25 protein-coding genes and 1 pseudogene are annotated in these 22,934 nt (G+C 37.6%); 11 read left to right on the forward strand and 15 right to left on the reverse strand.

From position 1 onward, the window contains the following. Positions 1 to 68 precede the first annotated feature (68 nt). The 3 genes and pseudogenes from HMPREF2542_RS07195 to HMPREF2542_RS07205 all read right to left on the reverse strand — a co-directional run bounded on the left by HMPREF2542_RS07195 (position 69) and on the right by HMPREF2542_RS07205 (position 3,040). A complete protein-coding gene (locus HMPREF2542_RS07195) occupies positions 69 to 722 on the reverse strand; it encodes a DNA alkylation repair protein (protein ID WP_037591172.1) in 654 nt (217 codons plus the stop codon). A 4-nt stretch (positions 723 to 726) separates the two neighbouring features. After that, positions 727 to 1,271: pseudogene (locus tag HMPREF2542_RS07200) on the reverse strand (GNAT family N-acetyltransferase). A 98-nt stretch (positions 1,272 to 1,369) separates the two neighbouring features. Further along, the gene (locus HMPREF2542_RS07205) at positions 1,370 to 3,040 is read right to left on the reverse strand and encodes a formate--tetrahydrofolate ligase (protein WP_048800462.1); all 1,671 of its coding nucleotides are present in this window, start codon (positions 3,038 to 3,040) and stop codon (positions 1,370 to 1,372) included. A 137-nt stretch (positions 3,041 to 3,177) separates the two neighbouring features. Here HMPREF2542_RS07205 and HMPREF2542_RS07210 point away from each other — a divergent pair, with 137 nt between their 5' ends. The 5 genes from HMPREF2542_RS07210 (at position 3,178) to HMPREF2542_RS07230 (ending at position 7,659) form a co-directional block, all read left to right on the forward strand. Then, complete coding sequence (locus HMPREF2542_RS07210) at positions 3,178 to 3,870, forward strand: phosphopantothenate--cysteine ligase (RefSeq protein WP_070484665.1); 693 nt, start codon at positions 3,178 to 3,180, stop codon at positions 3,868 to 3,870. Then, positions 3,867 to 4,418 carry a phosphopantothenoylcysteine decarboxylase gene (gene coaC / locus HMPREF2542_RS07215; protein WP_058670371.1) on the forward strand — a complete coding sequence of 184 codons (552 nt, stop codon included), beginning with the start codon at positions 3,867 to 3,869 and terminating at the stop codon, positions 4,416 to 4,418. Before HMPREF2542_RS07210 ends, coaC begins: the two co-directional genes overlap by 4 nt. Further along, positions 4,402 to 4,965 (forward strand): ECF transporter S component, encoded by a 564-nt coding sequence (locus tag HMPREF2542_RS07220; RefSeq protein ID WP_003069475.1) that lies wholly within the window; start codon positions 4,402 to 4,404, stop codon positions 4,963 to 4,965. Before coaC ends, HMPREF2542_RS07220 begins: the two co-directional genes overlap by 17 nt. A gap of 178 nt (positions 4,966 to 5,143) precedes the next feature. After that, a complete protein-coding gene (locus tag HMPREF2542_RS07225; protein WP_058670370.1) occupies positions 5,144 to 6,862 on the forward strand; it encodes a phospho-sugar mutase in 1,719 nt (572 codons plus the stop codon). A 449-nt stretch (positions 6,863 to 7,311) separates the two neighbouring features. Next, positions 7,312 to 7,659, forward strand: coding sequence for a DUF6568 family protein (locus tag HMPREF2542_RS07230; RefSeq protein ID WP_039676994.1), 348 nt, complete (start codon positions 7,312 to 7,314; stop codon positions 7,657 to 7,659). A 115-nt stretch (positions 7,660 to 7,774) separates the two neighbouring features. Here the strand turns inward: HMPREF2542_RS07230 and mutY are convergent, their stop codons facing one another. The 5 genes from mutY to HMPREF2542_RS07255 all read right to left on the reverse strand — a co-directional run bounded on the left by mutY (position 7,775) and on the right by HMPREF2542_RS07255 (position 12,358). Further along, complete coding sequence (gene mutY / locus HMPREF2542_RS07235; RefSeq protein WP_058670369.1) at positions 7,775 to 8,944, reverse strand: A/G-specific adenine glycosylase; 1,170 nt, start codon at positions 8,942 to 8,944, stop codon at positions 7,775 to 7,777. Positions 8,945 to 9,010: 66 nt separating this feature from the next. Beyond that, on the reverse strand, positions 9,011 to 9,988 hold the full coding sequence (pta, locus tag HMPREF2542_RS07240) for a phosphate acetyltransferase (protein ID WP_003069485.1): 978 nt from the start codon (positions 9,986 to 9,988) through the stop codon (positions 9,011 to 9,013). Positions 9,989 to 9,991: 3 nt separating this feature from the next. Further along, positions 9,992 to 10,888, reverse strand: coding sequence for an RluA family pseudouridine synthase (locus tag HMPREF2542_RS07245; RefSeq protein WP_058670368.1), 897 nt, complete (start codon positions 10,886 to 10,888; stop codon positions 9,992 to 9,994). After that, positions 10,885 to 11,703 carry an NAD kinase gene (locus HMPREF2542_RS07250; RefSeq protein ID WP_006270539.1) on the reverse strand — a complete coding sequence of 273 codons (819 nt, stop codon included), beginning with the start codon at positions 11,701 to 11,703 and terminating at the stop codon, positions 10,885 to 10,887. The genes HMPREF2542_RS07245 and HMPREF2542_RS07250 overlap by 4 nt, the downstream gene beginning before the upstream one ends. Further along, positions 11,687 to 12,358, reverse strand: a complete 672-nt coding sequence (locus HMPREF2542_RS07255) for a GTP diphosphokinase (protein WP_039676990.1) — start codon at positions 12,356 to 12,358, stop codon at positions 11,687 to 11,689. Before HMPREF2542_RS07255 ends, HMPREF2542_RS07250 begins: the two co-directional genes overlap by 17 nt. Positions 12,359 to 12,453: 95 nt before the next feature. Between HMPREF2542_RS07255 and HMPREF2542_RS07260 the strand changes: the two genes are divergently transcribed. From HMPREF2542_RS07260 to HMPREF2542_RS07285, 6 genes are all read left to right on the forward strand, one after another. Next, complete coding sequence (locus tag HMPREF2542_RS07260) at positions 12,454 to 13,014, forward strand: CYTH domain-containing protein (RefSeq protein ID WP_058670367.1); 561 nt, start codon at positions 12,454 to 12,456, stop codon at positions 13,012 to 13,014. A gap of 83 nt (positions 13,015 to 13,097) precedes the next feature. Further along, positions 13,098 to 14,057, forward strand: coding sequence for a ribose-phosphate diphosphokinase (locus HMPREF2542_RS07265; RefSeq protein ID WP_102989302.1), 960 nt, complete (start codon positions 13,098 to 13,100; stop codon positions 14,055 to 14,057). A 9-nt stretch (positions 14,058 to 14,066) separates the two neighbouring features. After that, positions 14,067 to 15,182 (forward strand): cysteine desulfurase family protein, encoded by a 1,116-nt coding sequence (locus HMPREF2542_RS07270; protein ID WP_058670366.1) that lies wholly within the window; start codon positions 14,067 to 14,069, stop codon positions 15,180 to 15,182. A gap of 4 nt (positions 15,183 to 15,186) precedes the next feature. Then, entirely contained in the window at positions 15,187 to 15,534 is a 348-nt protein-coding gene (locus HMPREF2542_RS07275; protein ID WP_058670365.1) for a DUF1831 domain-containing protein, read from the forward strand. A 171-nt stretch (positions 15,535 to 15,705) separates the two neighbouring features. Next, positions 15,706 to 16,350 carry a redox-sensing transcriptional repressor Rex gene (locus HMPREF2542_RS07280; protein ID WP_037597194.1) on the forward strand — a complete coding sequence of 215 codons (645 nt, stop codon included), beginning with the start codon at positions 15,706 to 15,708 and terminating at the stop codon, positions 16,348 to 16,350. A 27-nt stretch (positions 16,351 to 16,377) separates the two neighbouring features. After that, on the forward strand, positions 16,378 to 17,070 hold the full coding sequence (locus tag HMPREF2542_RS07285; RefSeq protein ID WP_058670364.1) for a gamma-glutamyl-gamma-aminobutyrate hydrolase family protein: 693 nt from the start codon (positions 16,378 to 16,380) through the stop codon (positions 17,068 to 17,070). Here HMPREF2542_RS07285 and radC read toward each other — a convergent pair. The 7 genes from radC to HMPREF2542_RS07320 form a co-directional block, all read right to left on the reverse strand. Further along, positions 17,067 to 17,747, reverse strand: coding sequence for a RadC family protein (radC, locus tag HMPREF2542_RS07290; protein WP_048800804.1), 681 nt, complete (start codon positions 17,745 to 17,747; stop codon positions 17,067 to 17,069). The genes HMPREF2542_RS07285 and radC overlap by 4 nt on opposite strands. 86 nt (positions 17,748 to 17,833) lie before the next feature. Beyond that, positions 17,834 to 18,487 carry a phosphate signaling complex protein PhoU gene (gene phoU, locus HMPREF2542_RS07295; protein WP_003069505.1) on the reverse strand — a complete coding sequence of 218 codons (654 nt, stop codon included), beginning with the start codon at positions 18,485 to 18,487 and terminating at the stop codon, positions 17,834 to 17,836. A gap of 80 nt (positions 18,488 to 18,567) precedes the next feature. Beyond that, on the reverse strand, positions 18,568 to 19,326 hold the full coding sequence (gene pstB / locus HMPREF2542_RS07300) for a phosphate ABC transporter ATP-binding protein PstB (protein WP_006267322.1): 759 nt from the start codon (positions 19,324 to 19,326) through the stop codon (positions 18,568 to 18,570). A 41-nt stretch (positions 19,327 to 19,367) separates the two neighbouring features. After that, positions 19,368 to 20,171: a phosphate ABC transporter ATP-binding protein PstB gene (gene pstB / locus HMPREF2542_RS07305; RefSeq protein ID WP_058670363.1), complete on the reverse strand. Its 804-nt coding sequence runs from the start codon at positions 20,169 to 20,171 to the stop codon at positions 19,368 to 19,370. Between the two features lie 11 nt (positions 20,172 to 20,182). Further along, a complete protein-coding gene (pstA, locus tag HMPREF2542_RS07310) occupies positions 20,183 to 21,067 on the reverse strand; it encodes a phosphate ABC transporter permease PstA (RefSeq protein WP_058670362.1) in 885 nt (294 codons plus the stop codon). Next, positions 21,057 to 21,968, reverse strand: coding sequence for a phosphate ABC transporter permease subunit PstC (pstC, locus tag HMPREF2542_RS07315; protein ID WP_058670361.1), 912 nt, complete (start codon positions 21,966 to 21,968; stop codon positions 21,057 to 21,059). Before pstC ends, pstA begins: the two co-directional genes overlap by 11 nt. Positions 21,969 to 21,988: 20 nt before the next feature. Then, positions 21,989 to 22,855 (reverse strand): phosphate ABC transporter substrate-binding protein PstS family protein, encoded by an 867-nt coding sequence (locus tag HMPREF2542_RS07320; RefSeq protein ID WP_058670360.1) that lies wholly within the window; start codon positions 22,853 to 22,855, stop codon positions 21,989 to 21,991. Positions 22,856 to 22,934 lie beyond the last annotated feature (79 nt).

Here is a 22,934-nt window from a genome sequence, read left to right on the forward strand (position 1 = left end):
TAAACATAATTTAGGGCGTTTTACTATTATCAAAAGCATTCATCAATAAATCGAAACTTTATATACCTTTACAAGTACTTACTTCCTTCCCTGATACTGAGAGATGTCAGACCTTCTTTATGCGTTTGGATAAAATCCCGCACCCAATCAGGGTTAGTCTTTGAATAATCACGTAGCGCCCAGCCAATGGCCTTATTGATGAAAAACTCGGTCTGATTAAGATTATTAATCAGGATTTGCTCCAGCAGCAGAACATCCGTTTGCTCTTTTTGAAGTAATTGGTGTTCGATAGCCAATCGGCGCAACCAAATGTCCTCATCCGTACTCCAATCCAATACTATTTTCTTTGTCTCAGGATAATGTAAACAAATATAACCTACCGAACGGCTCAAAAAGTCAATCGTGTCCCACCAAGGCTTTATTTGTGCCAATTTCTTTACCTTTGTTAAATCGTTTGAGGCTAAAGATGTTTGTTTTAGTTGTAAATAATCCAGCACCACATATTGCATTTCACGATAGGGATTTTCCCAAGCCTGATTGATAAATTTCCAATCTATCGTAGACTTGTGACTTTTCTTAAAAAATATTTTAGAAATTTGCCGCCTAATAGGTGTCTTTACTCCTAAAAATTCAAACTGATTTTTCATATACACCTTCATGTGAATCGCATCATCACTGTTAGCTACTTCTTTTAAATCTTGAAAAATATCTTCTGCTTTCATATCACTATTCATTTTCAAGCCCCATATCTTTAAATAATTTAATCGGTTCTGCTGGTTTACCCAAACTCTTCTGCAACCACGTTGTTATCGTGCCATTGACCAAATTTGTAACCAATTTTGGGAAAATGATCCACTTGCTGGTAACCACGTTTTTTATGTAAAGAAATACTGGCATCATTCAGCAGGGCAATACAAGCTAGAAAATGGACAATGCCTTGCTGTTCAATAAGCAGTTCCAATTCATCATAGAGAGAGCTACCTCCCCTACGATCACGAACGACTCTCACTAGCTACATAAACTGACAATTCAGCTGCCCAATTGTAGGCCTCTAGATTATCATAAGTCGAAACATATGCATAACCGAAAATTTCCCCATTTTCCTCTGCCACTAGATAAGGATATTTTTTCAAAGTCTTTTCAATATGATCGGTAAATTCTTCGGCGCTGGGAATCTGGCATTCAAATGTAATAGCAGTATTTTCTACATAAGGAGCGTAGAGCGCTACAAGGGATGCAACATCAGATTTATGAGCTAATCTAATGTTCAGCCTAACGAATCTTTCCTTCCAACCTTTTTATTTAAGCCTATACAACTATACATAGTTTACCAAATTCAAAAATAAAAGGCTCTTGCGAACCTTGTTATTTAAAACAGTCCAATCGCTGTACCATCTGCTGCTACGTCCATGTTGAGTGCTGCAGGTCGTTTTGGCAATCCGGGCATCGTCATAACATCACCAGTTAGGGCGACAATAAAACCTGCACCCAATTTTGGAACTACTTCGCGGATAGTGATTTCAAAGTTTTCTGGCGCTCCCAGAAGATTTGGATTATCTGAAAAACTGTACTGGGTCTTGGCCATACAAATTGGCAGCTTATCCCAGCCGTTCTTGACAATTTGAGAAATTTGAGTTTTTGCTTTCTTTTCAAAATTAATTTTTGTTCCACGATAGATTTCCTTGACAATTTTCTCGATTTTTTCTTCAACTGTCAGATTATTATCATAGAGTCGAGTGTATTTAGCGGGTCTCGTTTCAATCGTTTTGACCACAACTTCCGCAAGAGCCAATCCACCGTCAGCACCATCTGCCCAGACACTAGCTAATTCCACAGGTACATCAATTTGAGCACAAAGTACTTTCAGCTCAGCAATTTCAGCTTCTGTATCAGAAACAAACTCATTGATTGCTACAACAGCTGGAATGCCAAATTTACGGATATTTTCCACATGACGTTTGAGGTTGGCAAATCCAGCCCGCACTGCTTCTACATTTTCTTCGGTCAAGGCATCCTTGGCTACACCTCCGTTCATCTTAAGAGCACGGAGTGTTGCTACGATAACCACAGCATCCGGTGAAGTTGGTAAGTTTGGTGTCTTGATATCTAGGAATTTCTCAGCCCCTAGATCCGCGCCAAAACCAGCTTCAGTCACTGTGTAGTCCGCCAAATGCAGAGCTGTTGTTGTCGCCAGAACAGAATTACAGCCATGGGCGATATTGGCAAACGGTCCGCCGTGAACAAACGCAGGAGTTCCATAAATAGTCTGTACTAGATTCGGCTTAATAGCATCTTTCAAAATAAGAGCAAGAGCTCCCTCTACTTCCAAATCTCGAACATAAACAGGCGTCCGATCATGACGATAACCAATAACGATACTAGCTAAACGTTCTTTCAAGTCTTCAATACTTGTCGATAAGCAGAGAATAGCCATTATTTCAGATGCAACCGTAATATCAAAACCATCTTCCCGTGGAATTCCATTAACTGGGCTCCCCAGACCGACAGTAACGTGCCGCAAAGCACGGTCGTTCAAATCTACCACGCGCTTCCAAATGATACGCCGTTGGTCAATTCCTAAATCATTTCCTTGATGAAGATGATTGTCAATCAGAGCAGAAAGGGCATTGTTAGCGGTAGTAATCGCATGCATATCTCCTGTAAAATGCAGGTTGATGTCCTCCATTGGTAGAACCTGTGCATAACCCCCTCCAGCAGCTCCGCCTTTAATTCCCATAACTGGCCCAAGAGACGGTTCTCGAATCGCAATCATGGTTTTCTTTCCGATTTTGTTAAGAGCATCTGCTAAACCAATGGTAATTGTCGATTTCCCTTCTCCGGCAGATGTCGGATTAATCGCTGTTACCAAAATCAACTTACCAACTGGACTCTTTTGCAATTTCTGAATCTTATCAAAAGACAATTTAGCTTTGTATTTGCCATAAAGTTCTAAATCATCATAATCAATTCCAACTTTTTCCACCACATCAGCAATGGGCTGCAAGTCAACACTCTGAGCAATTTCTATATCCGTTTTCATTTGGAATCCTCCAGTTTTGATAAGATTATTATACCAAAAAATAAAGAAAACAAATTCTTTTAAAGCTAAACTTCTCAAAAACGTTCGGAAAAGTCTTTTTTATTTACGAATTAACTTTTTTTGTGTAAAATTTAGTTATGAAACTATTGATTACTTCTGGCGGAACGAGCGAGAAAATTGATCAAGTTCGTTCTATTACAAATCACTCGACAGGAAAACTCGGTGCACTTATTGCGGAAAGTTTTTTGGCACGAGGCGATCAGGTCACCTTAGTCACTACACAGAGTGCTGTCAAACCCGCTTTTCATCCGAACTTAACCATTCAAATTATTAAAAATGTACAAGATTTGCTGGAAACAATGCAGCCTTTGGTCAAAACTCATGATGTTTTAATTCATTCAATGGCCGTTTCTGACTATACTCCTATTTATATGGCAGGATTTGACCAAATCACTGCTTCGCAGGATTTAACAGAGTTTTTGAACAAAACAAACGTCCAAGGGAAGATTTCATCACAAGATGATTATCAGGTTCTCTTCCTCAAACAAACGCCGAAAATTATCAGCCAAGTAAAAAAATGGAATCCCAATATCCGTCTAATTGGTTTTAAACTCTTAGTTGATGTTTCTAAGGAAAAATTATTGGCAGTTGCTCGTGCCAGCCTTGTAAAAAATCAAGCTGAAATAATTGTGGCAAATGACTTGGATCATATTTCCAATCATCAACATCATGCTTACTTAGTTAAACAAGATTCTGTAATAGAAGCAACCACTAAAGAAGAAATTGCTCAACTATTGCTTACACATATTCATGCAAAGGACAATCTATGAAACATATCACATTAGCTGTCACGGGAAGTATTGCCGCCTATAAAGCTGCTGACTTGACTAGTCAATTGACTAAAGAAGACTTTGCAGTTACGGTACTGATGACACAAGCTGCAACTGAATTTATTACACCTTTGACTTTGCAAGTTTTGTCAAAAAATCTAGTTCACTCAGATGTCATGAAAGAGCCTGCGCCAAACAAGGTCAATCACATTGAAATCGCTAAGCAAACAGATCTCTTCTTAGTGGCACCCGCTTCTGCCAATACCATCGCTAAATTAGCCAATGGCTTTGCAGACAATATGATAACAAGCACTGCTCTCGCTTTGCCTATAACAGTCAAAAAAGTGCTATCTCCTGCTATGAATACAAAAATGTATGAAAATCCAATCACACAAGAAAATCTATCTAAACTAGAAAAATACGGCTGGCAAATTATTCAGCCTAAAGAAACTGTCCTAGCTTGTGGTGACCACGGAATCGGCGCCCTTGCTTCTATAGAAACGATTATAAAAAAAGTAAAGGAAATGATTTATGAAAAAACAATCTAATATTGCTCAAATTGCTATCTTTTTTGCTATTATGCTCGTCATTCATCTATTGAGTTCGGTGATATTCAACCTATTCCCCGTCCCGATTAAACCAACGATTGTTCATATTCCTGTTATTATTGCTAGTATCCTTTATGGACCAAAAGTTGGTGCACTTTTAGGTGCTTTAATGGGAATTATTAGTCTAGTTACAAATACAATTGTCCTCTTGCCAACAAGTCATCTATTTAGTCCATTTGTTCCTAATGGGAATATTTATTCGCTTATCATCGCTCTCGTTCCGCGAATTTTAATCGGAGTCACACCTTATTTTGTTTATAAATATTTTAAAAATAAGACTGGACTTATATTAGCAGGAACAGTTGGTTCATTGACAAATACCATATTTGTTTTAGGGGGGATTTTCCTACTATTCTCCAAAGTGTATAACGGAAACATTCAGTTGCTGCTTGCCTCTGTCATTTCAACCAATTCTATTGCTGAAATGATTATTTCTGCGGTTTTGACGGTTACCATTATCCCAGCACTTGAAAAAGTTAGAAAATAGTCACGTGAAAACGTGATTTTTTTATGAAAAAATGCTATAATGAAAACGGTTAAATAATAAAAAGTTTAGAATTCTAAGAAAAATAAAATGTTCATCATTCCGCTAAGGAAAGAAAATTAGCTGCTATTTTTCAGATGTTTTCATAAACTTTCCAAATTTGATAAAAGGAGACTTCACAATGACTTATCAAGATAATTTCAAAAAATGGTTTAATTTTACAGCACTTCCAGACTACCTTCGTAAAGAATTGGATTCGATGGACGAAAAGACAAAAGAAGATGCTTTTTATACAAATCTTGAATTTGGTACCGCTGGTATGCGTGGCTTGATTGGTGCAGGTACAAATCGTATCAATATTTATGTCGTTCGTCAGGCAACTGAAGGTTTAGCACGTTTGATTGATGAAAAAGGTGAGGATTTCAAAAAACGCGGTGTCGCTATTGCTTATGACTCTCGCCATTTCTCACCAGAGTTTGCCTTTGAATCTGCTGCGGTTTTAGCAAAACATGGCATTAAATCTTACGTATTTGAAAGTCTCCGTCCGACACCAGAATTATCATTTGCAGTTCGTCACTTAAAAGCTTTTGCCGGGATTATGATTACAGCCAGCCACAACCCTGCTCCATTTAATGGCTATAAAGTTTATGGCGAAGATGGTGGTCAAATGCCGCCTCATGATGCTGATGCTCTAACAGCTTATATTCGTGCCATTGAAAATCCATTTACTATTGAAGTAGCTGATGTTGAAGTCGAAAAAGCTTCTGGTTTGATTGAAGTTATTGGTGAAACTATTGATGCCGAATATCTCAAGGAAGTTAAAGACGTCAACATCAACCAACAATTGATTAAAGAATACGGCAAAGACATGAAAATCGTCTACACTCCGCTTCACGGTACAGGTGAAATGTTAGCACGTCGAGCATTTGCCCAAGCTGGTTTTGATTCTGTTCAGGTTGTTGAAGCTCAATGTGTGCCAGATCCAGACTTTTCTACTGTCAAATCACCAAACCCAGAAAACCAGGCGGCTTTCTCTCTCGCTGAAGAATTGGGACGCAAAGTTGGTGCGGACGTCCTTGTCGCAACAGACCCAGATGCTGATCGTGTTGGTGTTGAAGTTCTCCAAAAAGATGGTAGCTATCGCAATCTTTCAGGAAATCAAATTGGTGCAATTATGGCTAAGTACATCTTGGAAGCTCACAAGACAGCTGGAACACTTCCTGCAAATGCAGCACTTTGCAAATCTATTGTATCTACCGATCTTGTAGCCAAGATTGCTGAAAGCTACGGCGCAACCATGTTCAACGTCTTAACTGGTTTCAAATTTATCGCTGAAAAGATCCAAGAATTTGAAGAAAAACACAATCACACTTATATGATGGGCTTTGAAGAAAGCTTTGGCTACTTGATTAAACCATTTGTACGTGACAAAGATGCGATCCAAGCGGTATTAGTTGTTGCCGAATTGGCTGCCTATTATCGTTCTCGCGGCTTGACTCTTGCAGACGGAATCGAAGAAATCTACAAAGAATATGGTTATTATGCTGAAAAGACAATTTCAGTCACCTTGTCTGGCGTTGATGGCGCTGAACAAATCAAGGCAATAATGAGCAAGTTTCGTGATAATGCACCAAAAGAATTCAATGCTACTGCTATTGCAGTCACAGAAGATTTCAAAGCTCAGACTGCCACTACTACTGATGGAACAGTCACTGCCCTTACAACACCCCCTAGTGATGTATTAAAATATACGCTTACTGATGGTTCATGGATTGCTGTACGTCCTTCAGGAACAGAACCAAAAATCAAATTCTACATTGCTGTTGTCGGAAATTCTAGCCAAGACGCTCAAGCAAAAATTGATACAATTGAAGCAGAAATCAACGACTTTGTACAATAAGCAGAAAAACTGAAGCCTTTGGTTTCGGAATCTCACTTCTATAATCTTCAAATTTCGAGTCTGGGACGATCATGTCTCAGACTCGACTGCTTTTATAATAAAGAACAGTGCTTTGAATCTGCTTTGCAAGCCACAAATGCCATTTGCTTTTCAAACTTAAAAGAATGACTAATAAAAAATAAAAGAACTATATAGTAGTTTACACCAATCACAATATGGAGTATTTTAAAATAAGATTTTTGTAAATTTTACAACTAAACTTTGTGATTGTGTAAACAGGTATATAATTCCAAAGAAAATAATCTTTTCTCTATTTACAACTTCCAACAGTCTAGTAGGCTGTTGCTTTGTCTCATTCATCTTTCAATATTTTACTTTTCATTTCAAATCTCTGCATTATTTTTATATTTATGGCATACTGGAATGAGCAAAAGAAATGAGGTTATTTTATGAAAAAATTTGCACAAGATATCAAAGTTTTAGAAATGACTACTGTTAATCGTGCTCGAAAAGCTATTGCAAACAAAGAAACAGCTACATTTTTCATTGGTCGAAAAACATGTCCTTACTGTCGTAAATTTGCCACTACGCTAGCTAGTGTTGTCGCTGAAACCCAAGCACACATTTTCTTTATCAATAGTGAGGAACCTAGTGAACTGGAAGAACTCCAAGCTTTTCGTTCCGAATATGGAATCCCAACTGTGCCAGGATTTTTACACACAGAGAATGGTCATGTGACTGTCCGTTGTGACTCTTCTATGACGGCTGACGAAATCAAGACATTCGCTCACTTATAAAAATGAAGCCGGAATTAAAATTTCCAGCCTCAAAGTATATTATAAACTAACTAAGCAGTAACTTTTTACTATCACCAAACGAGGCAGGGATCATATCGTCCCTGTCTCTTAATATTTAATTTCCTTTTAATTTTCCTTTTTGAAAGGCTTGCCACATCTTTTGCTGAGGTTTAGCAAATGGATAGTTGTCAAATTCATCAGGATGCAACCATAAAACTTGTTCCTGTTTAGGCATTTCTGTAGCATTTACTACCTGACCATAAAGTAAACGGATCTGCCACTTGCGATGACTAAATACATGCTGAATCTGTGGGAAGTGTACTGACTGCCAATCCACTACTACATCATAATCCTGTTCAAAGCTTTCTTTGGGAGATAAGTCAAATGAAACTTGATTTTCAGCTATTTCAAAAAGCGATAACTGTTCATCATCAGGAAATTCACCTACTTCAATTAAAGGAAAATGCCAAAATCCGGCCAAAAGGCCGCTAGTCTCATTTTTTTCCAAAAGAAACTGTCCTTGAGCATCTTGGATAATCAAACCATATAAATAAACTGGAACTGGTTTTTTCTTAGGAGCTTTGATAGGGTACTTCTCCATGGTTCCATGTAAGAAAGCAGCACTAAATTCCTTTACAGGGCTATCTTCTGGTCGAGGATTCACCGGCGCTTCAATATCTGAACCCAAATCCATCAGAGCTTGGTTAAAATCTCCTGGCCTTTCGGGATCAATCAACATTTCCATCATAGTTTGAAAAACTTTCCGATTGGCTGGAATACCGATGTCTAAATTCACCTCAAACAAACGACTCAAAACTCGCATCACATTCCCATCAACAGCTGGCTCTGGCAATCCAAAAGCAATACTAGCGATAGCGCCTGCTGTATAAGGACCAATCCCTTTAAGACTGAAAATTCCTTCGTAAGTGTGAGGAAACTCACCCTCAAACTCTGCCACAATCTGCTGAGCCGCCTCTTGCATATTGCGCACTCGCGAATAATATCCTAGTCCCTCCCATGCTTTTAGTAAGCGTTCTTCTGGTGCGATTGCCAAATCTTGGACTGTCGGAAACCAATCCAAAAAGCGCTCATAGTAAGGAATGACCGTGTCTACCCGTGTTTGCTGAAGCATAATTTCTGAAATCCAGATATGATAAGGATTATTACTTCTCCGCCAAGGCAGATCACGTTTATTTTCATCATACCACATTAGTAACTTTTGGCGAAAGGATGTAATTTTTTCATCCTCCCACATTTCAATTCCGTATTTCTTCAAATCTAACATGAATTTAGTATATCATAAAATAAAACAAGAACCCAGAAAGTGAACTCTGGATTCTTTGTCATTCTTCTAATAATGACCGACTACTTGGCTGGCAGTAATTAACGTCAATTTATAAACATCGTCAGCATTACATCCTCGTGAAAGATCATTTACTGGATGATTCAACCCTTGCAAAATAGGACCAACTGCTGAAAAACCGCCGAGACGCTCTGCCATTTTATAGCTGATATTTCCAGCTTCGATACTAGGAAAGACGAAAACAGTCGCTTGTCCAGCTACATTGCTGCCAGGAGCCTTTAATTCTGCTGTTTTAGGTACAAAAGCTGCGTCAAATTGTAATTCTCCATCAATGGCAAGGTCAGGTCGCATTTCCTGTGCTAGTTTTGTGGCTTCAACGACTTTATCAACCTTTTCACCAAATCCAGATCCTTTAGTTGAATAACTAAGCATCGCTACTTTCGGATCAATACCAAAGATTTGTGCAGTTAATGCTGAGTTAATGGCAATTTCTGCTAATGTTTTAGCGTCTGGATCAATATTGATGGCACAATCACTGAAAACATAACGTTCATCGTCACGAACCATGAGAAAAGCACCAGATGTACGAGAAACCCAAGGAAGGGTTTTAATAATTTGAAGGGCTGGGCGAACTGTGCTTGCAGTAGAATGAACTGCACCAGAAACCATCCCTTGTACTTTTCCAAGATAAACGAGCATGACACCAAAATAATTGACATCCTCTTTCAAGAGTTTCCGAGCTTCGTCTTCTGTGATTTTTCCTTTACGGCGTTCAACGAAAGCTGCCACCATTTCTTCAAAGCAAGAACAATTTTGAGGATCAATAACCTCATAACCATCTGTCACACTTTCAATCTCAAGATAAATCCGAATTTTTTCAGGATTTCCTAACAAAACAGGTGTAATACTTGTTTCATTTACCAAACGTTTTGTCGCTTGAAGAATACGTGGTTCTTCACCTTCTGGTAGGACAATTTTTACTTCTTTGTCTTGAAGTGCTTCACGAATCGTTTCAAAAATTTTCATGTTTTACTCCTTTTTATTGCTTAATTTTTGAATCACTGCTTGGAAATCTTCCGGAAGAGGACTCGATTTATTCACAACTTCCTCATGAAATGGATTGTAAAAACGCAATGAATGGCAATGAAGAGCTTGTCGTGTCATGCCATCTGTCAAGCTGCCACCATACAAATCATCTCCTAATAACGGAAAGCCAATATAAGAAAAATGTACCCTAATCTGGTGTGTCCGTCCTGTGTGAAGATGAATATCGACAAGATAAACATCACCATATTGCGCTAGAACCTTATAGCTCGTATGAGCATATTTCCCATTTTTCGCTACACAGCGTGTAATAATACTGTTATCTTCTCGCGCGATGGGAGCAACAATGTCTCCTTCTGGCTTTAACGGTTCAGAACCCTTGACCAAAGCATAATAATGTTTCTCAATGATTTTCTTTTGCAACTGCTTGTCCAGTCTTGCATGAGCATAACCATGTTTTGCAAACAGCATCAGACCACTTGTATCTTTATCCAAACGTGTCACAATATGAATTTGCTGATTTTCATAATGCTTAGAAATGTAATAAGCTTTCACGAAATTAGCCATTGTATTAGAATGATTCACACTAGGAATGCTAGCCACACCGGCGGGCTTATTCAAAATTAGAAAATGTTCATCTTCATAGACAATTTCTAATTCTCTTTCTACTGCTCGTAGACTGCTAAAACTTTCTTCAGCTGGAATATCGATGGCAACTTTGTCGCCAATATCTAACAAATAAATGGCATTTTGCTTCTTACCATTTACGTGAATATCTCCACCAGAAAACTTAATTTTTGCGAGCAAACTTTTGGAAATTTCGTGCTTTTTTAAAAAGGTCTTAACTTTAACATGTTCATCTGCAGTAAATTCAAACCTCATTCCTCCACCTCGCCAATAAAAGCATCTTTTACACGATTCCAGAAACTCGTATGACTCGGTGTAGCAAGAAAGTTAATCTTATGTTGATCAATTTGAAATTCAATTTTAGAAATATTGTTTATCATAAAATTCTGATTGTCAATCGAAATCGCATGTCGGTCATTCCAAGTCGGCACGATTTCAATTTTATCTTTCTTAGGAACGATAATTGAGGAGCCTAGGGTTCGAAACACACGATTATTTAAGCTTGCAACTTCTGCAATCTGAAGAGCTTCAATCGTTGGATGCAGAACAGCTCCGCCTAACGATTTATTGTAAGCTGTACTTCCTGTCGGAGTTGATACTGAAATGCCATCACCACGAAAGCGCTCAAAATGTACTTGATTAATAATAACATCGGCGACCATTGTTCGTCCAGAACGCTTGATTGTCGCTTCGTTTAATGCACGCTTTATACAAATTTCATTATTTCCATGGAAAATTTTAACATTTAAAATCGGATAGGACACTTTCGCACCAGTATCTAATTTTAAGTTATTAATTAATTTGTCCAATTCAAAATCTCGATAATCCGTATAAAAGCCCAAGTGTCCCGTATGGACACCGACAAAACGAACTTTATCCAACTGCTCTTCATACTTATGAAAAGCTGATAAAAGCATCCCGTCGCCACCGATTGAAATGACAATGTCAGGATTATTATCATTCAAAATAAAATGATTTTGCTTTAATTTTTGTTTTAATTGGCGACAAATTTCTTGGCTTTGCCGTCTGCGATTACTGATAATTCCTATTCTTTTACCTGTATTCTTCATCTGTATCGTCACTATTTCCTACGCCGTCATTCAATTTGCGACTGATTGGGTCAAATAAAGCTTGCGCTTCTTGAATATCATCACGAATTTTCCCCATTTCTTCGTCCAATTGATAGGCGATTTTTGCGGTAATCTCCAGACGTTTCTTAATTTCATCTGGAAATTCACCCTTATATTTATAATTCAGCGAATGTTCAATTGTTGCCCAAAAGTTCATGGACAAAGTGCGGATTTGAATCTCTGCCAAAACTGTTTTGTTGCCATCAATGGTATCAACTGGGTATTCAACAATGACATGATAACTTCGATATCCACTAGCCTTACGGTTTTTAATATAGTCTCGCTCTTGAACAATCCGCATATCATGCCGCTTTCGCAAAACATCCAAAACTTCTTCCACATCATCCACAAATTGGACCATGACCCGCAAACCTGCTATATCTTGCATATCTTGCGCTAGATTTTCCTCTTTAATCCCGCGCAAAGCCATTTTTTCTTTGATGCTTTCTATCGGTTTTACACGACCTGTCACAAACTCAATCGGAGAATGCTTTTTTTGTTTTCGATACTGTTTACGAATCCCACGCAGTTTGATCTTTAATTCACCAACCGCTTGAATATAAGGATCCAGAAACTCTTCCCACTCTAATTGCATACACTCACCTTGTCATTTTACTTAATTTTTTATAAAATAAACACAATACTTATTATAACATAAATCGCTTTCAAACAAAAGAAAAGGATTGGAAAATGAATCATTTGGAAATTGAATACAAAACGCTTCTGACAAAAAATGAGTACCAACAGCTGTTACCACTGTTTTCAAAGATAAAAGCTACCAAGCAGATAAACTACTATATTGACACAGCCGACTTTTCAATTCGAGATGCAAAAATGGCACTTCGGATTCGTACTTTTGAAACTCGTGCCGAATTAACTTTGAAAATTCCGCAGCAGGTCGGTAATATGGAATACAATCAATTTCTCACTTTAGAAGAGTCTCACACTTTCATCAATACATGTGTGCTACCTGAAGGAAAAATACGCACCCTGCTGACTCAAGCTGCTATCAACCTCGAGAAATTAAAGGTCCTAGGGAGCTTGACAACTATTCGCTATGAAAAAGAAACTACTATTGGCTTGATGGCACTTGATGAAAATCATTATTTTGACAAAACAGACTACGAATTAGAGCTGGAAGTGACAGATGCTGAAATTGGAAAAGAACAATTCAATCACTTTTTACAAGCTCATCATATCCACTATAAATATGCAAAACCTAAAGTTGCAAGATTTGCTCAAAACTTATGAATAAAAAGCTGAAATTTTGCTTATTTTTTGATAAAATGGAGTGTAGAAATCAAAAGGAGACTTAATAAGTTATGATGGATATACTGACGGATAAAACACAGATGAAGTTATTTGCACTAAATTCCAATCACGATATAGCCGAAAAAATTGCTAAAGCTGCTGGTGTTCCCCTTGGAAAATTATCCTCACGTCAATTCTCAGATGGTGAAATTCAAGTTAACATCGAAGAAAGTGTACGTGGTTTTGATGTATTTATCATTCAGTCAACGAGTTTCCCTGTCAATAATCATTTGATGGAACTTCTCATCATGGTGGATGCCTGCAATCGCGCTAGCGCTAACTCTGTCAATGTCGTGATGCCATATTTTGGCTATGCGCGCCAGGATCGCACTGCTGCTCCTCGTGAACCAATTACGGCAAAACTGGTAGCAAATATGTTGGTAAAGGCAGGAGTTGATCGTGTTCTGACCCTTGATTTGCATGCCGTTCAAGTTCAAGGTTTCTTTGATATCCCTGTTGATAACCTTTACACTGTCCCTCTCTTTGCCAAACATTACTGTGAAAAGGGCTTATCTGGTGAAGATGTTGTTGTGGTTAGTCCAAAAAATTCTGGTGTTAAACGCGCTAGAAGTTTAGCAGAGCATTTAGATGCTCCGATTGCGATTATCGACTACGCTCAAGACGATGCCCATCGTAACGAAGGCTATATTATCGGAGATGTAGCTGGAAAAAAAGCTATCCTTATTGATGATATTTTAAATACTGGTCGTACATTTGCTGAAGCTTCCAAAATTGTTGAACGCGAAGGTGCAACAGAGATTTATGCAGTTTCTAGTCATGGTTTATTTGTTGAGGGAGCCGCTGAAAAGTTAGACAACTCTCCCATCAAAGAAATCCTGGTTACTGACTCAGTTGCAACGAAAGAAAAAACTCCGAAAAATGTTCAATACATTACTGCAAGCGAGCTAATTGGAGACGCAATCGTTCGTATCCATAAAAGAAAACCAGTCAGTCCACTGTTTGCTTACAATAAAAAGAAATAAGGAGAAATCTTGATTTATTTCGATAATGCAGCAACAACTCCTATGTCAAAGACTGCTATGACTGCTATGACACAGGTTATGGAAAATACCTTTGGCAATCCATCTAGCATTCATAGCCACGGCAGAGCTGCTAGTAAAATTCTTCGCAAAGCCCGACAAGAACTTGCTGACCTACTTCATACTAAAAGTCAACATATCATCTTTACATCAGGTGGGACAGAAAGTAACAATACAGCCATAAAAGGGTATGCCTTAACCCATCAAGACCAAGGAAAGCACATTATCACCACCGCTATCGAACATCATTCTGTGCTTGCAACTATTGAATATCTGGTAGATAAGTTTGGCTTTGAAGCGACTTATATCCAACCCCAAAATGGAGAAATCACAGCTCAGCAGATAAAAGAAGCTCTTAGAGAGGATACTATACTTGTCTCCACTATGTATGCCAACAATGAAACTGGCTACCTGCTTCCAATCAAAGAAATTGCTGAAGTTTTGAAACATCATCCTACCGCTTATCATGTGGATGCCGTACAAATTATGGGCAAATTACCTGTGTATCCTGAAGAACTAGGAATTGATTTTATGAGTGCATCAGCTCATAAATTTCATGGTCCTAAAGGCATTGGTTTCTTGTATGCCAATCAGATGAAATTTGATAAATTTTTACATGGTGGAGATCAAGAAGATAAAAGACGTGCAGGTACTGAAAATTTAGCAGCTATCGCTGGAATGATTGCAGCTTTAAAAGAAAATCTTAAGGGCTATCCAGAAAATATAAGTCATGTGGAAAGCTTAAAAAAACAGCTTCTCGCTGAACTGGACGGAATAGACTACTATGTCAATCATGATTCTCATACACTTCCCTATGTAATAAATCTTGGCTTTCCTAAACAAGCTAATGACTTATTACTAATGCGTTTAGACTTGGCAGGAATTTCTATTTCAACCGGATCTGCTTGTACAGCAGGTACAGTTGAACCAAGTCACGTTCTTGAAGCTTTGTATGGTAGTGATTCAGAGCGATTAAAGGAATCTATCCGCATTAGCTTTTCAGAACAAAATACTTCAGAAGAAGTTCACCAATTTACCACAATATTAAAAGAAATTTTAGGAGGATAAATAGATGGCTTTTCAGACCACTATTCACTTAAAAGATTGCCCATACAGCTACTCTCTTAGAGAAAACGTAAAAAAATTTACTTTGCGCGATAACACTTTTTCTGAAACAAAAGTTGGAAATTATGAATTAACACGTTTATTAGAAAGTGTTCCAAATAGTGGTGATGGTTTTTTGTTAAAAATCATTATCAACAAAGAGCTCTCAGGTGTGAAAATCAATATTACAGACAAATCTGGTCTTCGCTTGGTTAACATTTTCAAATCAGAAACCAATCAGATCATTCAAGAAAAATTTTATTTTCTAATGGATAGTTTGGTTGAACGTGGTATTTTCACCAAACAAGAACATTAAGTAAATAGCTATAGCTCAACAGTTCATTTTAGAACTGTAAAAAGATAAAAAATAGAGTAGGGTGACAAATCGAAAGTTTTGGTTTTTGTCCTACTCCTTTTTTATTTCCATCAAATAAGTTGATTTTTTCACAAACTTTCTATAAAATAGTCTTTGAAAGGATGTGATTTTGTGAAATCTGAAAAAAATACAACCATTCCACGCGCAACTGCTAAAAGGCTCTCTCTTTATTATCGGATTTTTAAACGATTTAATTCTGAAAAAATTGAAAAAGCCAATTCAAAACAAATCGCAGATGCTATCGGGATTGATTCTGCAACTGTTCGTCGTGATTTTTCTTACTTTGGTGAATTAGGTCGTCGTGGGTATGGTTATGATGTAAAAAAACTCATGAATTTTTTTGCTGATTTACTTCATGATCATTCTATTACCAATGTGATGTTAGTCGGTATCGGTAATATGGGACACGCATTACTCCACTACCGCTTCCATGAACGTAATAAAATGAAGATTGTTATGGCATTTGACACAGATGATCATCCAGAAGTTGGAACGATTACAAATGACGGGATTCCTATTTATGGCATTTCACAAGTAAATGATAAACTAAAAAATGTAGATGTAAAGACCGCCATTTTGACGGTTCCAAGTACAAGAGCTCAAGAAGTGGCAACTATCCTTGTAGAAGCTGGCGTAAAAGGTATTCTCAGTTTCTCACCCGTTCACTTAACCGTTCCAAAAGATGTTGTTGTTCAATATGTTGACTTGACAAGTGAGCTGCAAACACTCCTCTACTTTATGAAAAAAGGGTATTAAATAATTAGAAAGAGCAGATATTTATTTATGAAGAAACCCATTATCGGAATTACTGGAAATGAAAGACCCAACCCTGAAGACGAATTTGCCATCATGAGTTATGCTGCTAAAGGATTTGTGGAAGGCGTAAAAGAAGTTGGTGGAATTCCTGTCATATTGCCAATTGGAGATGCAGACATGGCTCAGCATTACATCAAGATAATTGATAAACTTATCCTAACAGGTGGGCAAAATGTATCACCACAATTCTATGGTGAAGAAAAAATGATTGATAGTGATGATTATCATTTGGAGCGTGATGTGTTTGAATTATCCTTAATCCATGAAGCGATCCAACAGCAAAAACCAATTTTTACTGTTTGCCGCGGTACACAATTGTTTAATGTCGCAATGGGCGGAACTCTTTATCAAGATATTGAACATCATTGGCAAGACAGTTCTGCAGAGTATACTACTCAAAAATTAGTCACCAAACCTGGTTCTGTTTTGGAAAAGATTTATGGTGAAGTATCTCATATAAATTCTTTCCATCATCAAAGTATTAAAGATTTAGCAGAAAATGTCGAAGTCATCGCCCATGATCCAAAAGATAATACCATTGAAGCCATTACTACAACTGATGAAATCGCTTATCTGGGAGTTCAATGGCATCCAGAATTCTTATTTGAAACACGTCCTAAAGATCGGTTACTCTTTGACTATGTTGTCAATAAACTCTAAATCAATTCCGTTTCTTCTCGATAGCTATAATAATCTTTCTCAGCGACGATGAGATGATCCAGTAAGATGAAGCCCATTAGCTCACACGCTTCTTTTACATGTTTGGTCACTTCATCGTCGTTTCTGCTTGGTAATACAGCTCCTGAAGGATGATTGTGTACCAAAATAATGGATGTCGCCATATGCCTCACGGCATAATGCAGAATTTCTCGCGGCTCTGCAATGCTACGTGACACACTGCCGATAAAAATAGTCTGTTGATGAATTATTTTATTTTGAGTGTCTAGATATAAAGCAACAAGATGTTCCTGTTTTTTATGCCCCAATTCCTGTTGCATTTTTTTCGCTAACTTTTGACTACTTAAAATTTGCTCTTGCATAATCAATTCTGCTTTACTAATTCGCTGTCCCAACTCAATCATGGCTTGCAATTCAATAGCTTTGATACGCCCAATTCCAGAAATTGATTGTAATTCTTGTAGTGTCATATTACGCAAATCATTTAAACTAGAAATTGTTGATAAAATTCGTTGGGAAACCTGAAAAACAGTTTCTTTTTTATTGCCAGTTCGGATAAGAATGGATAATAATTCTTGATTGCTCAATTGTTCTGCACCTTCTGCTACCAAACGTTCTCTTGGCAATAAAGAATCTTCCTGAAATGAAATACTATACATAAAAAACCTCCTCATATCCTTATTCGGAAAAGGAAGAAGAAAATAAAAAATCTGAGAAATTATTCTCAAATTTTTTAAGTTAGTATTTACATTTCAACGATTTTACCTGTTTCAAAGTAAACAACCCACTCGCAGATGTTTTTAGCATAATCACCAATACGTTCCAGATATGAAATAACTTGGAAATAATCACGGCCTGTAACAATCAAATCTGGATTTGCCTTAATTTCTTGCGTTGCCAAATCTCGAATATCATCAAAATACTGATTAATTTTCTCATCCATAGCTGCAACTTCATAAGCCTTATCCACATCACCATTAAGATAAAGTTCAAGTGCTGCTTCCACAAAGTTCTTAACATCACGCCCCATCTTGCTGATTTCTTCTTCAACAGATTGGATGCGAACTTCTCCTTTCATACGGATCGTTGCTTGTGCAATGGAAACGGCATGATCCCCCATTCTTTCCACATCACTACTTGCCTTCAAAACTGTAATAACGGTTCGTAAATCTTGTGAAACAGGCTGCTGCAAAGCAATGATTTCTAAAGACTTTTTCTCCAACTTTACTTCATATTCATTGACCTCTGCGTCTTCTTCAATAACCTCTTTTGCCAATTCACGATCGTGGGTCACAAATGCACGAACTGTGCGGTTAATCTGTGATAACACTTCATTTCCCATCGCGTAAAATTGGTTATGAAGTTTTGCTAAATCTTCTTCAAATTGTACTCTAAGCATAAAATTTCCTTTCGTCAGATATAAAGAGGATCAATAATCCTCGTGATTGGCTGAACTAACAAAAAGTAGCATCCATCTTTCTAGCCAAATTTTCCTGTAATGTAATCTTCTGTTTCTTTATGAATTGGACTGAGAAACATTTCTTTTGTAGTATTAAATTCAATTAAATCTCCACCCAGGAAGAACGCTGTCTTGTCTGAAATACGGCTAGCCTGCTGCATCGAACGCGTCACCAGTAACATCGTATATTTATCTTTCAAGCCATGAAGTGTTTCTTCAATTTTTCCGGCAGAAACGGGATCAAGTGCTGATGTCGGCTCATCTAAAAGAATAATTTTTGGACTCGTTGCCAAAACACGCGCCACACAGACACGTTGCTGCTGACCCCCTGACAAGCCAATTGCTGAATCATATAAACGATCTTTCACCTCATCCCAAATAGATGCACTCTTGAGTGAAGATTCAACAACTTCGTCTAACACCTCTTTGTCTCTAACACCATTGATTCGCAGACCATAGACAACATTTTCATAAATCGTCATTGGAAATGGATTGGGCTGTTGAAAAACCATTCCAATTTCTTTTCGAAGCTCTACCGTATCTGTCCTCGGACTATAAATATTATGTCCATTGTAAATTACAGTACCTGTCGTTGTAACCTCTGGATTCAAATCTCCCATCCGATTGATTGCTTTTAAAAGGGTTGACTTTCCTGATCCAGAAGGACCAATCAAAGCTGTAATCTCATGAGGCAATACATCTAATGATACACTATTGAGGGCTTTCTTTTTGTTATAATAAACCGACAAGTCCTTAATTTGTAAAATAGGTTCTGTCATTCTGATAATCCTTTAATAAATTCTAAATTAATCACAGTTTCTTATCCAAAATGGCCAGAAACATAATCATTGGTAGACTGCAACTTAGCATTTTGGAAAATCTTGGCAGTTTCATCATATTCGATTAAATCACCAAGATAGAAGAAACCAGTATAGTCACTAGCACGTGCCGCCTGTTGCATACTGTGAGTTACTATGATAATCGTATAGTTCTTCTTCAACTCTAACATTGTTTCTTCTAACTGCGCTGTTGCAATTGGATCGAGCGCAGAAGCAGGTTCATCCATTAAAAGTATTTCTGGCTTTACGGAAATAGCGCGAGCAATACAGAGACGTTGCTGCTGACCGCCTGATAACATCAAAGCAGATTTATGAAGATCATCCTTTACCTGTTCCCAAAGAGCTGCCTGTTTTAGAGATGTTTCAACAATTTCATCTAAAATCTTCCTATCTTTGACACCAGCACGTTCATGCGCAAAAGTAATATTACGATAAATGGACTTGGCAAATGGATTTGGCCTTTGAAAAACCATTCCGATATGCTTACGCATTTCATAAACATTGATGTCTGAGCGATTGATATCAATCCCTTCATACCAGATTTCACCAGTAACTTTGGCGATGTCAATCGTATCATTCATTCGATTCAAGCTACGAAGATAGGTTGATTTCCCAGAACCCGAAGGTCCTATAAGAGCTGTAATTTTATTTTTCTGAAACTGCATATCAATCCCTTTAATGGATTCATTTTTACCATAGTAAACATGCAAATTTTTTGTTGATAACACAACTTCTTCTTCAGGAAAAGTAACAATATGTTTTTCATTCCAGTTATACTCTGTCATTTCTTCTCCTTTTAGGCAGATGTTAATTTTTTATGCAGGTAACTTCCAAGTTTACGAGCACTGAGATTGAAAATTAAAATAAAGATGAGAAGTACCGCTGCTGATCCAGCTGACACTTCCACAGCATCAGGAATCGTTCCTTCACTATTGACTTTCCAAATATGAACAGCCAATGTTTCAGCCTGACGAAAAATAGAGATTGGGCTGGTTACACTAAAAATGTTCCAATTTGACCAGTCAAGGGCTGGGGCGGATTGACCTGCTGTATAGATAAGTGCAGCTGCTTCACCAAAAATTCGTCCAGAAGCTAATACAACTCCTGTCACAATACTTGGTAATGCTTCTGGAACTACAACATGAATAATTGTTTCCCAACGAGAAATGCCAAGAGCAAGTCCCGCTTCACGCTGTGTATGATGCACATGCTGTAAGCTATCTTCTACACTACGAGTCATTTGTGGTAAATTAAATACAGTTAAAGCCAGAGCACCAGAAATGATTGAAAAACCATATTGGAATTGAATAACAAAAATCAAATATCCAAAGAGACCGACAACAACGGAAGGCAAAGATGATAAAATTTCAATACAAGTTCTGACAAAATCTGTTACCAACCCTTTCTTAGCATATTCAGATAAGTAAATTCCTGCTCCCATTGATAACGGAATGGAAATAATTAAAGTAATAACTAACAGAAATAACGAGTTATAAAGCTGAATTCCAATTCCTCCACCCGCTTGATAGGAAGACGATTGTCCAGTCAAGAATTTCCAAGAGACATGAGGTAATCCTCTTACTAGAATGTAAAGAATTAAAGAGGCAAGAATGCTCACAATGATTCCTGAAATGGTATAGAGGACACCCGTAGCCAATTTATCTATTTTTTTAGCGTGCATAGTTCTTCTTACCTCTTTCCTTTGTAATCAACTTAATCACAGTATTGAAAGCTAAGCTCATCAAAAGTAAAACCAGAGCGAGTGACCAAAGGACATTGTTATTAACGGTTCCCATAACAGTATTGCCAATTCCCATTGTTAAGATAGAAGTCAAAGTTGCAGCAGGTGTCGTCAAAGAGGTTGGAATAACGGCTGAATTTCCTACAACCATTTGAATCGCCAACGCCTCACCAAAAGCACGAGCCATTCCAAAGACAATAGCTGTAAAAATACCGGATCGAGCTGCTTTTAACGTCACGCGCCAAATAGTTTGCCAGCGAGTAGCTCCCATCGCCATACTGGCTTCTCGATAATGGCGCGGTACAGCCCGTAAACTATCTGTTGTCATAAAAGTCACCGTCGGTAAAATCATGACAAAGAGAACAAAAATCCCCGATAAAATTCCAAACCCTGTCCCGCCAAACATACTACGAACAAAGGGAACGACAACCTGTAAGCCAATAAAACCGTATACAACCGATGGGATTCCGACTAAAAGTTCAATAGCCGGTTGGAGAATTTTTGAACCTTTAGGAGAAACCTCCGTCATAAAAACAGCCGCTCCAATTGCAAATGGTGTCGCCAATAACGCTGATAGAAGAGTTACGAGGAAAGAGCCAAGAATCATCGGTAGAGCGCCAAATTCCTTACCAGATGGATTCCATGTTGCTCCGAAAAAAAAACTGAAGATATTTACTTTATTAACAAAGAAGGTCGAAAGACCTTTCTCTGCTACAAACAATAAAATCATTGCAACGACAAAGACAATTAAACTCATACAAAGAAAGGTAATGGTTTTTCCAAAAGATTCCAAACGAGAATTCTTTGACTTTGTCAGCATCTTTTTTGCTACTTCGTTCATGTTATTCTATACTCTTTCTGTTACTTTGAGCTAATTGTTCCATCAAGACTACGAGTCACTTTCATATCATTGATAGGAATATAGCCCATTTTTCCCACAATATTATTTTGTACTTCTGCTGTCATTATATAATCCAGAAATTTCTTAGCAAGTTTATTGGGTTCTCCCTTAGTGTACATATGTTCGTAAGACCAAAGTGGCCAATTATTAAGTGTTACATTTTTCTTTGTGGGCTTATAGCCATTCAAATTTAAACTTTTTACACTTGTATCAACATAAGAAAAAGCTAAGTAAGAAATAGCACCTGGAGTCTGCGACACAATCGTTTTGACCATTCCGTTAGAATCTTGCTCCTGCGCCTGCTTGGCTTCCTTGCCCTTCATAATAATACTATCAAAAACAGCACGGCTACCAGAACCGACCGCACGATTGATAATTGTAATGTCCAAATCCTGCCCGCCAACTTGTTTCCAGTTCGTATATTCACCAGTAAAAATTTTGCGTAGTTGATCTGTTGATAAATTATTTACTTTAATTCCTTTATTTGCAATAATCGCAGTACCCGCTACAGCAACTTGGTGATCCACCAAAGTTTTAGCCTTGATTCCGTCTTTTTCTTCTGCAAACAAATCACTATTTCCAATATCTACTGCACCTGATTGAACTTGTGATAATCCTGTACCTGATCCACCACCTTGCACATTGACAATTTTTTTCGGGTTTTCTTCAGTATATTTGTCTACAACTGCTTCAATCAAAGGCTGCAAAGCAGTTGAACCTACAGCTGTTATTGATTCACCACGGTTAATCCAGGAGGCACAAGCTGACAAACTGATACTACAAACCATAAGAGTAATAAACAAAAGTATTTTTTTATGCTTTACCAAAATAATCTCCTTTTAAGATATGAAAACGCTTGCTAATCTATGGTTTTTCTAATTTCTTTGCATCTCATCTCACTATAAC

The sequence above is a fragment of the Streptococcus sp. HMSC034B05 genome, from assembly GCF_001809055.1.
Lineage (GTDB): Bacteria > Bacillota > Bacilli > Lactobacillales > Streptococcaceae > Streptococcus > Streptococcus constellatus.

Bases quoted from the DNA above. Each gene is read 5' to 3' on its own strand.
- pstB (WP_006267322.1), bottom strand. From the start codon at position 19,326: ATGACAGAACCTATTTTACAAATTAAGGACTTGTCGGTTTATTATAAC.
- HMPREF2542_RS07260 (WP_058670367.1), top strand. From the start codon at position 12,454: ATGAATCATTTGGAAATTGAATACAAAACGCTTCTGACAAAAAATGAG.
- pstA (WP_058670362.1), bottom strand. From the start codon at position 21,067: ATGCACGCTAAAAAAATAGATAAATTGGCTACGGGTGTCCTCTATACC.
- HMPREF2542_RS07255 (WP_039676990.1), bottom strand. From the start codon at position 12,358: ATGCAATTAGAGTGGGAAGAGTTTCTGGATCCTTATATTCAAGCGGTT.
- HMPREF2542_RS07195 (WP_037591172.1), bottom strand. From the start codon at position 722: ATGAAAGCAGAAGATATTTTTCAAGATTTAAAAGAAGTAGCTAACAGT.
- coaC (WP_058670371.1), top strand. From the start codon at position 3,867: ATGAAACATATCACATTAGCTGTCACGGGAAGTATTGCCGCCTATAAA.
- HMPREF2542_RS07220 (WP_003069475.1), top strand. From the start codon at position 4,402: ATGAAAAAACAATCTAATATTGCTCAAATTGCTATCTTTTTTGCTATT.
- HMPREF2542_RS07275 (WP_058670365.1), top strand. From the start codon at position 15,187: ATGGCTTTTCAGACCACTATTCACTTAAAAGATTGCCCATACAGCTAC.
- HMPREF2542_RS07230 (WP_039676994.1), top strand. From the start codon at position 7,312: ATGAAAAAATTTGCACAAGATATCAAAGTTTTAGAAATGACTACTGTT.
- phoU (WP_003069505.1), bottom strand. From the start codon at position 18,487: ATGCTTAGAGTACAATTTGAAGAAGATTTAGCAAAACTTCATAACCAA.
- HMPREF2542_RS07205 (WP_048800462.1), bottom strand. From the start codon at position 3,040: ATGAAAACGGATATAGAAATTGCTCAGAGTGTTGACTTGCAGCCCATT.
- HMPREF2542_RS07250 (WP_006270539.1), bottom strand. From the start codon at position 11,703: ATGAAGAATACAGGTAAAAGAATAGGAATTATCAGTAATCGCAGACGG.
- pstC (WP_058670361.1), bottom strand. From the start codon at position 21,968: ATGAACGAAGTAGCAAAAAAGATGCTGACAAAGTCAAAGAATTCTCGT.
- HMPREF2542_RS07225 (WP_058670370.1), top strand. From the start codon at position 5,144: ATGACTTATCAAGATAATTTCAAAAAATGGTTTAATTTTACAGCACTT.
- HMPREF2542_RS07245 (WP_058670368.1), bottom strand. From the start codon at position 10,888: ATGAGGTTTGAATTTACTGCAGATGAACATGTTAAAGTTAAGACCTTT.
- radC (WP_048800804.1), bottom strand. From the start codon at position 17,747: ATGTATAGTATTTCATTTCAGGAAGATTCTTTATTGCCAAGAGAACGT.
- pstB (WP_058670363.1), bottom strand. From the start codon at position 20,171: ATGACAGAGTATAACTGGAATGAAAAACATATTGTTACTTTTCCTGAA.
- HMPREF2542_RS07285 (WP_058670364.1), top strand. From the start codon at position 16,378: ATGAAGAAACCCATTATCGGAATTACTGGAAATGAAAGACCCAACCCT.
- pta (WP_003069485.1), bottom strand. From the start codon at position 9,988: ATGAAAATTTTTGAAACGATTCGTGAAGCACTTCAAGACAAAGAAGTA.
- mutY (WP_058670369.1), bottom strand. From the start codon at position 8,944: ATGTTAGATTTGAAGAAATACGGAATTGAAATGTGGGAGGATGAAAAA.
- HMPREF2542_RS07210 (WP_070484665.1), top strand. From the start codon at position 3,178: ATGAAACTATTGATTACTTCTGGCGGAACGAGCGAGAAAATTGATCAA.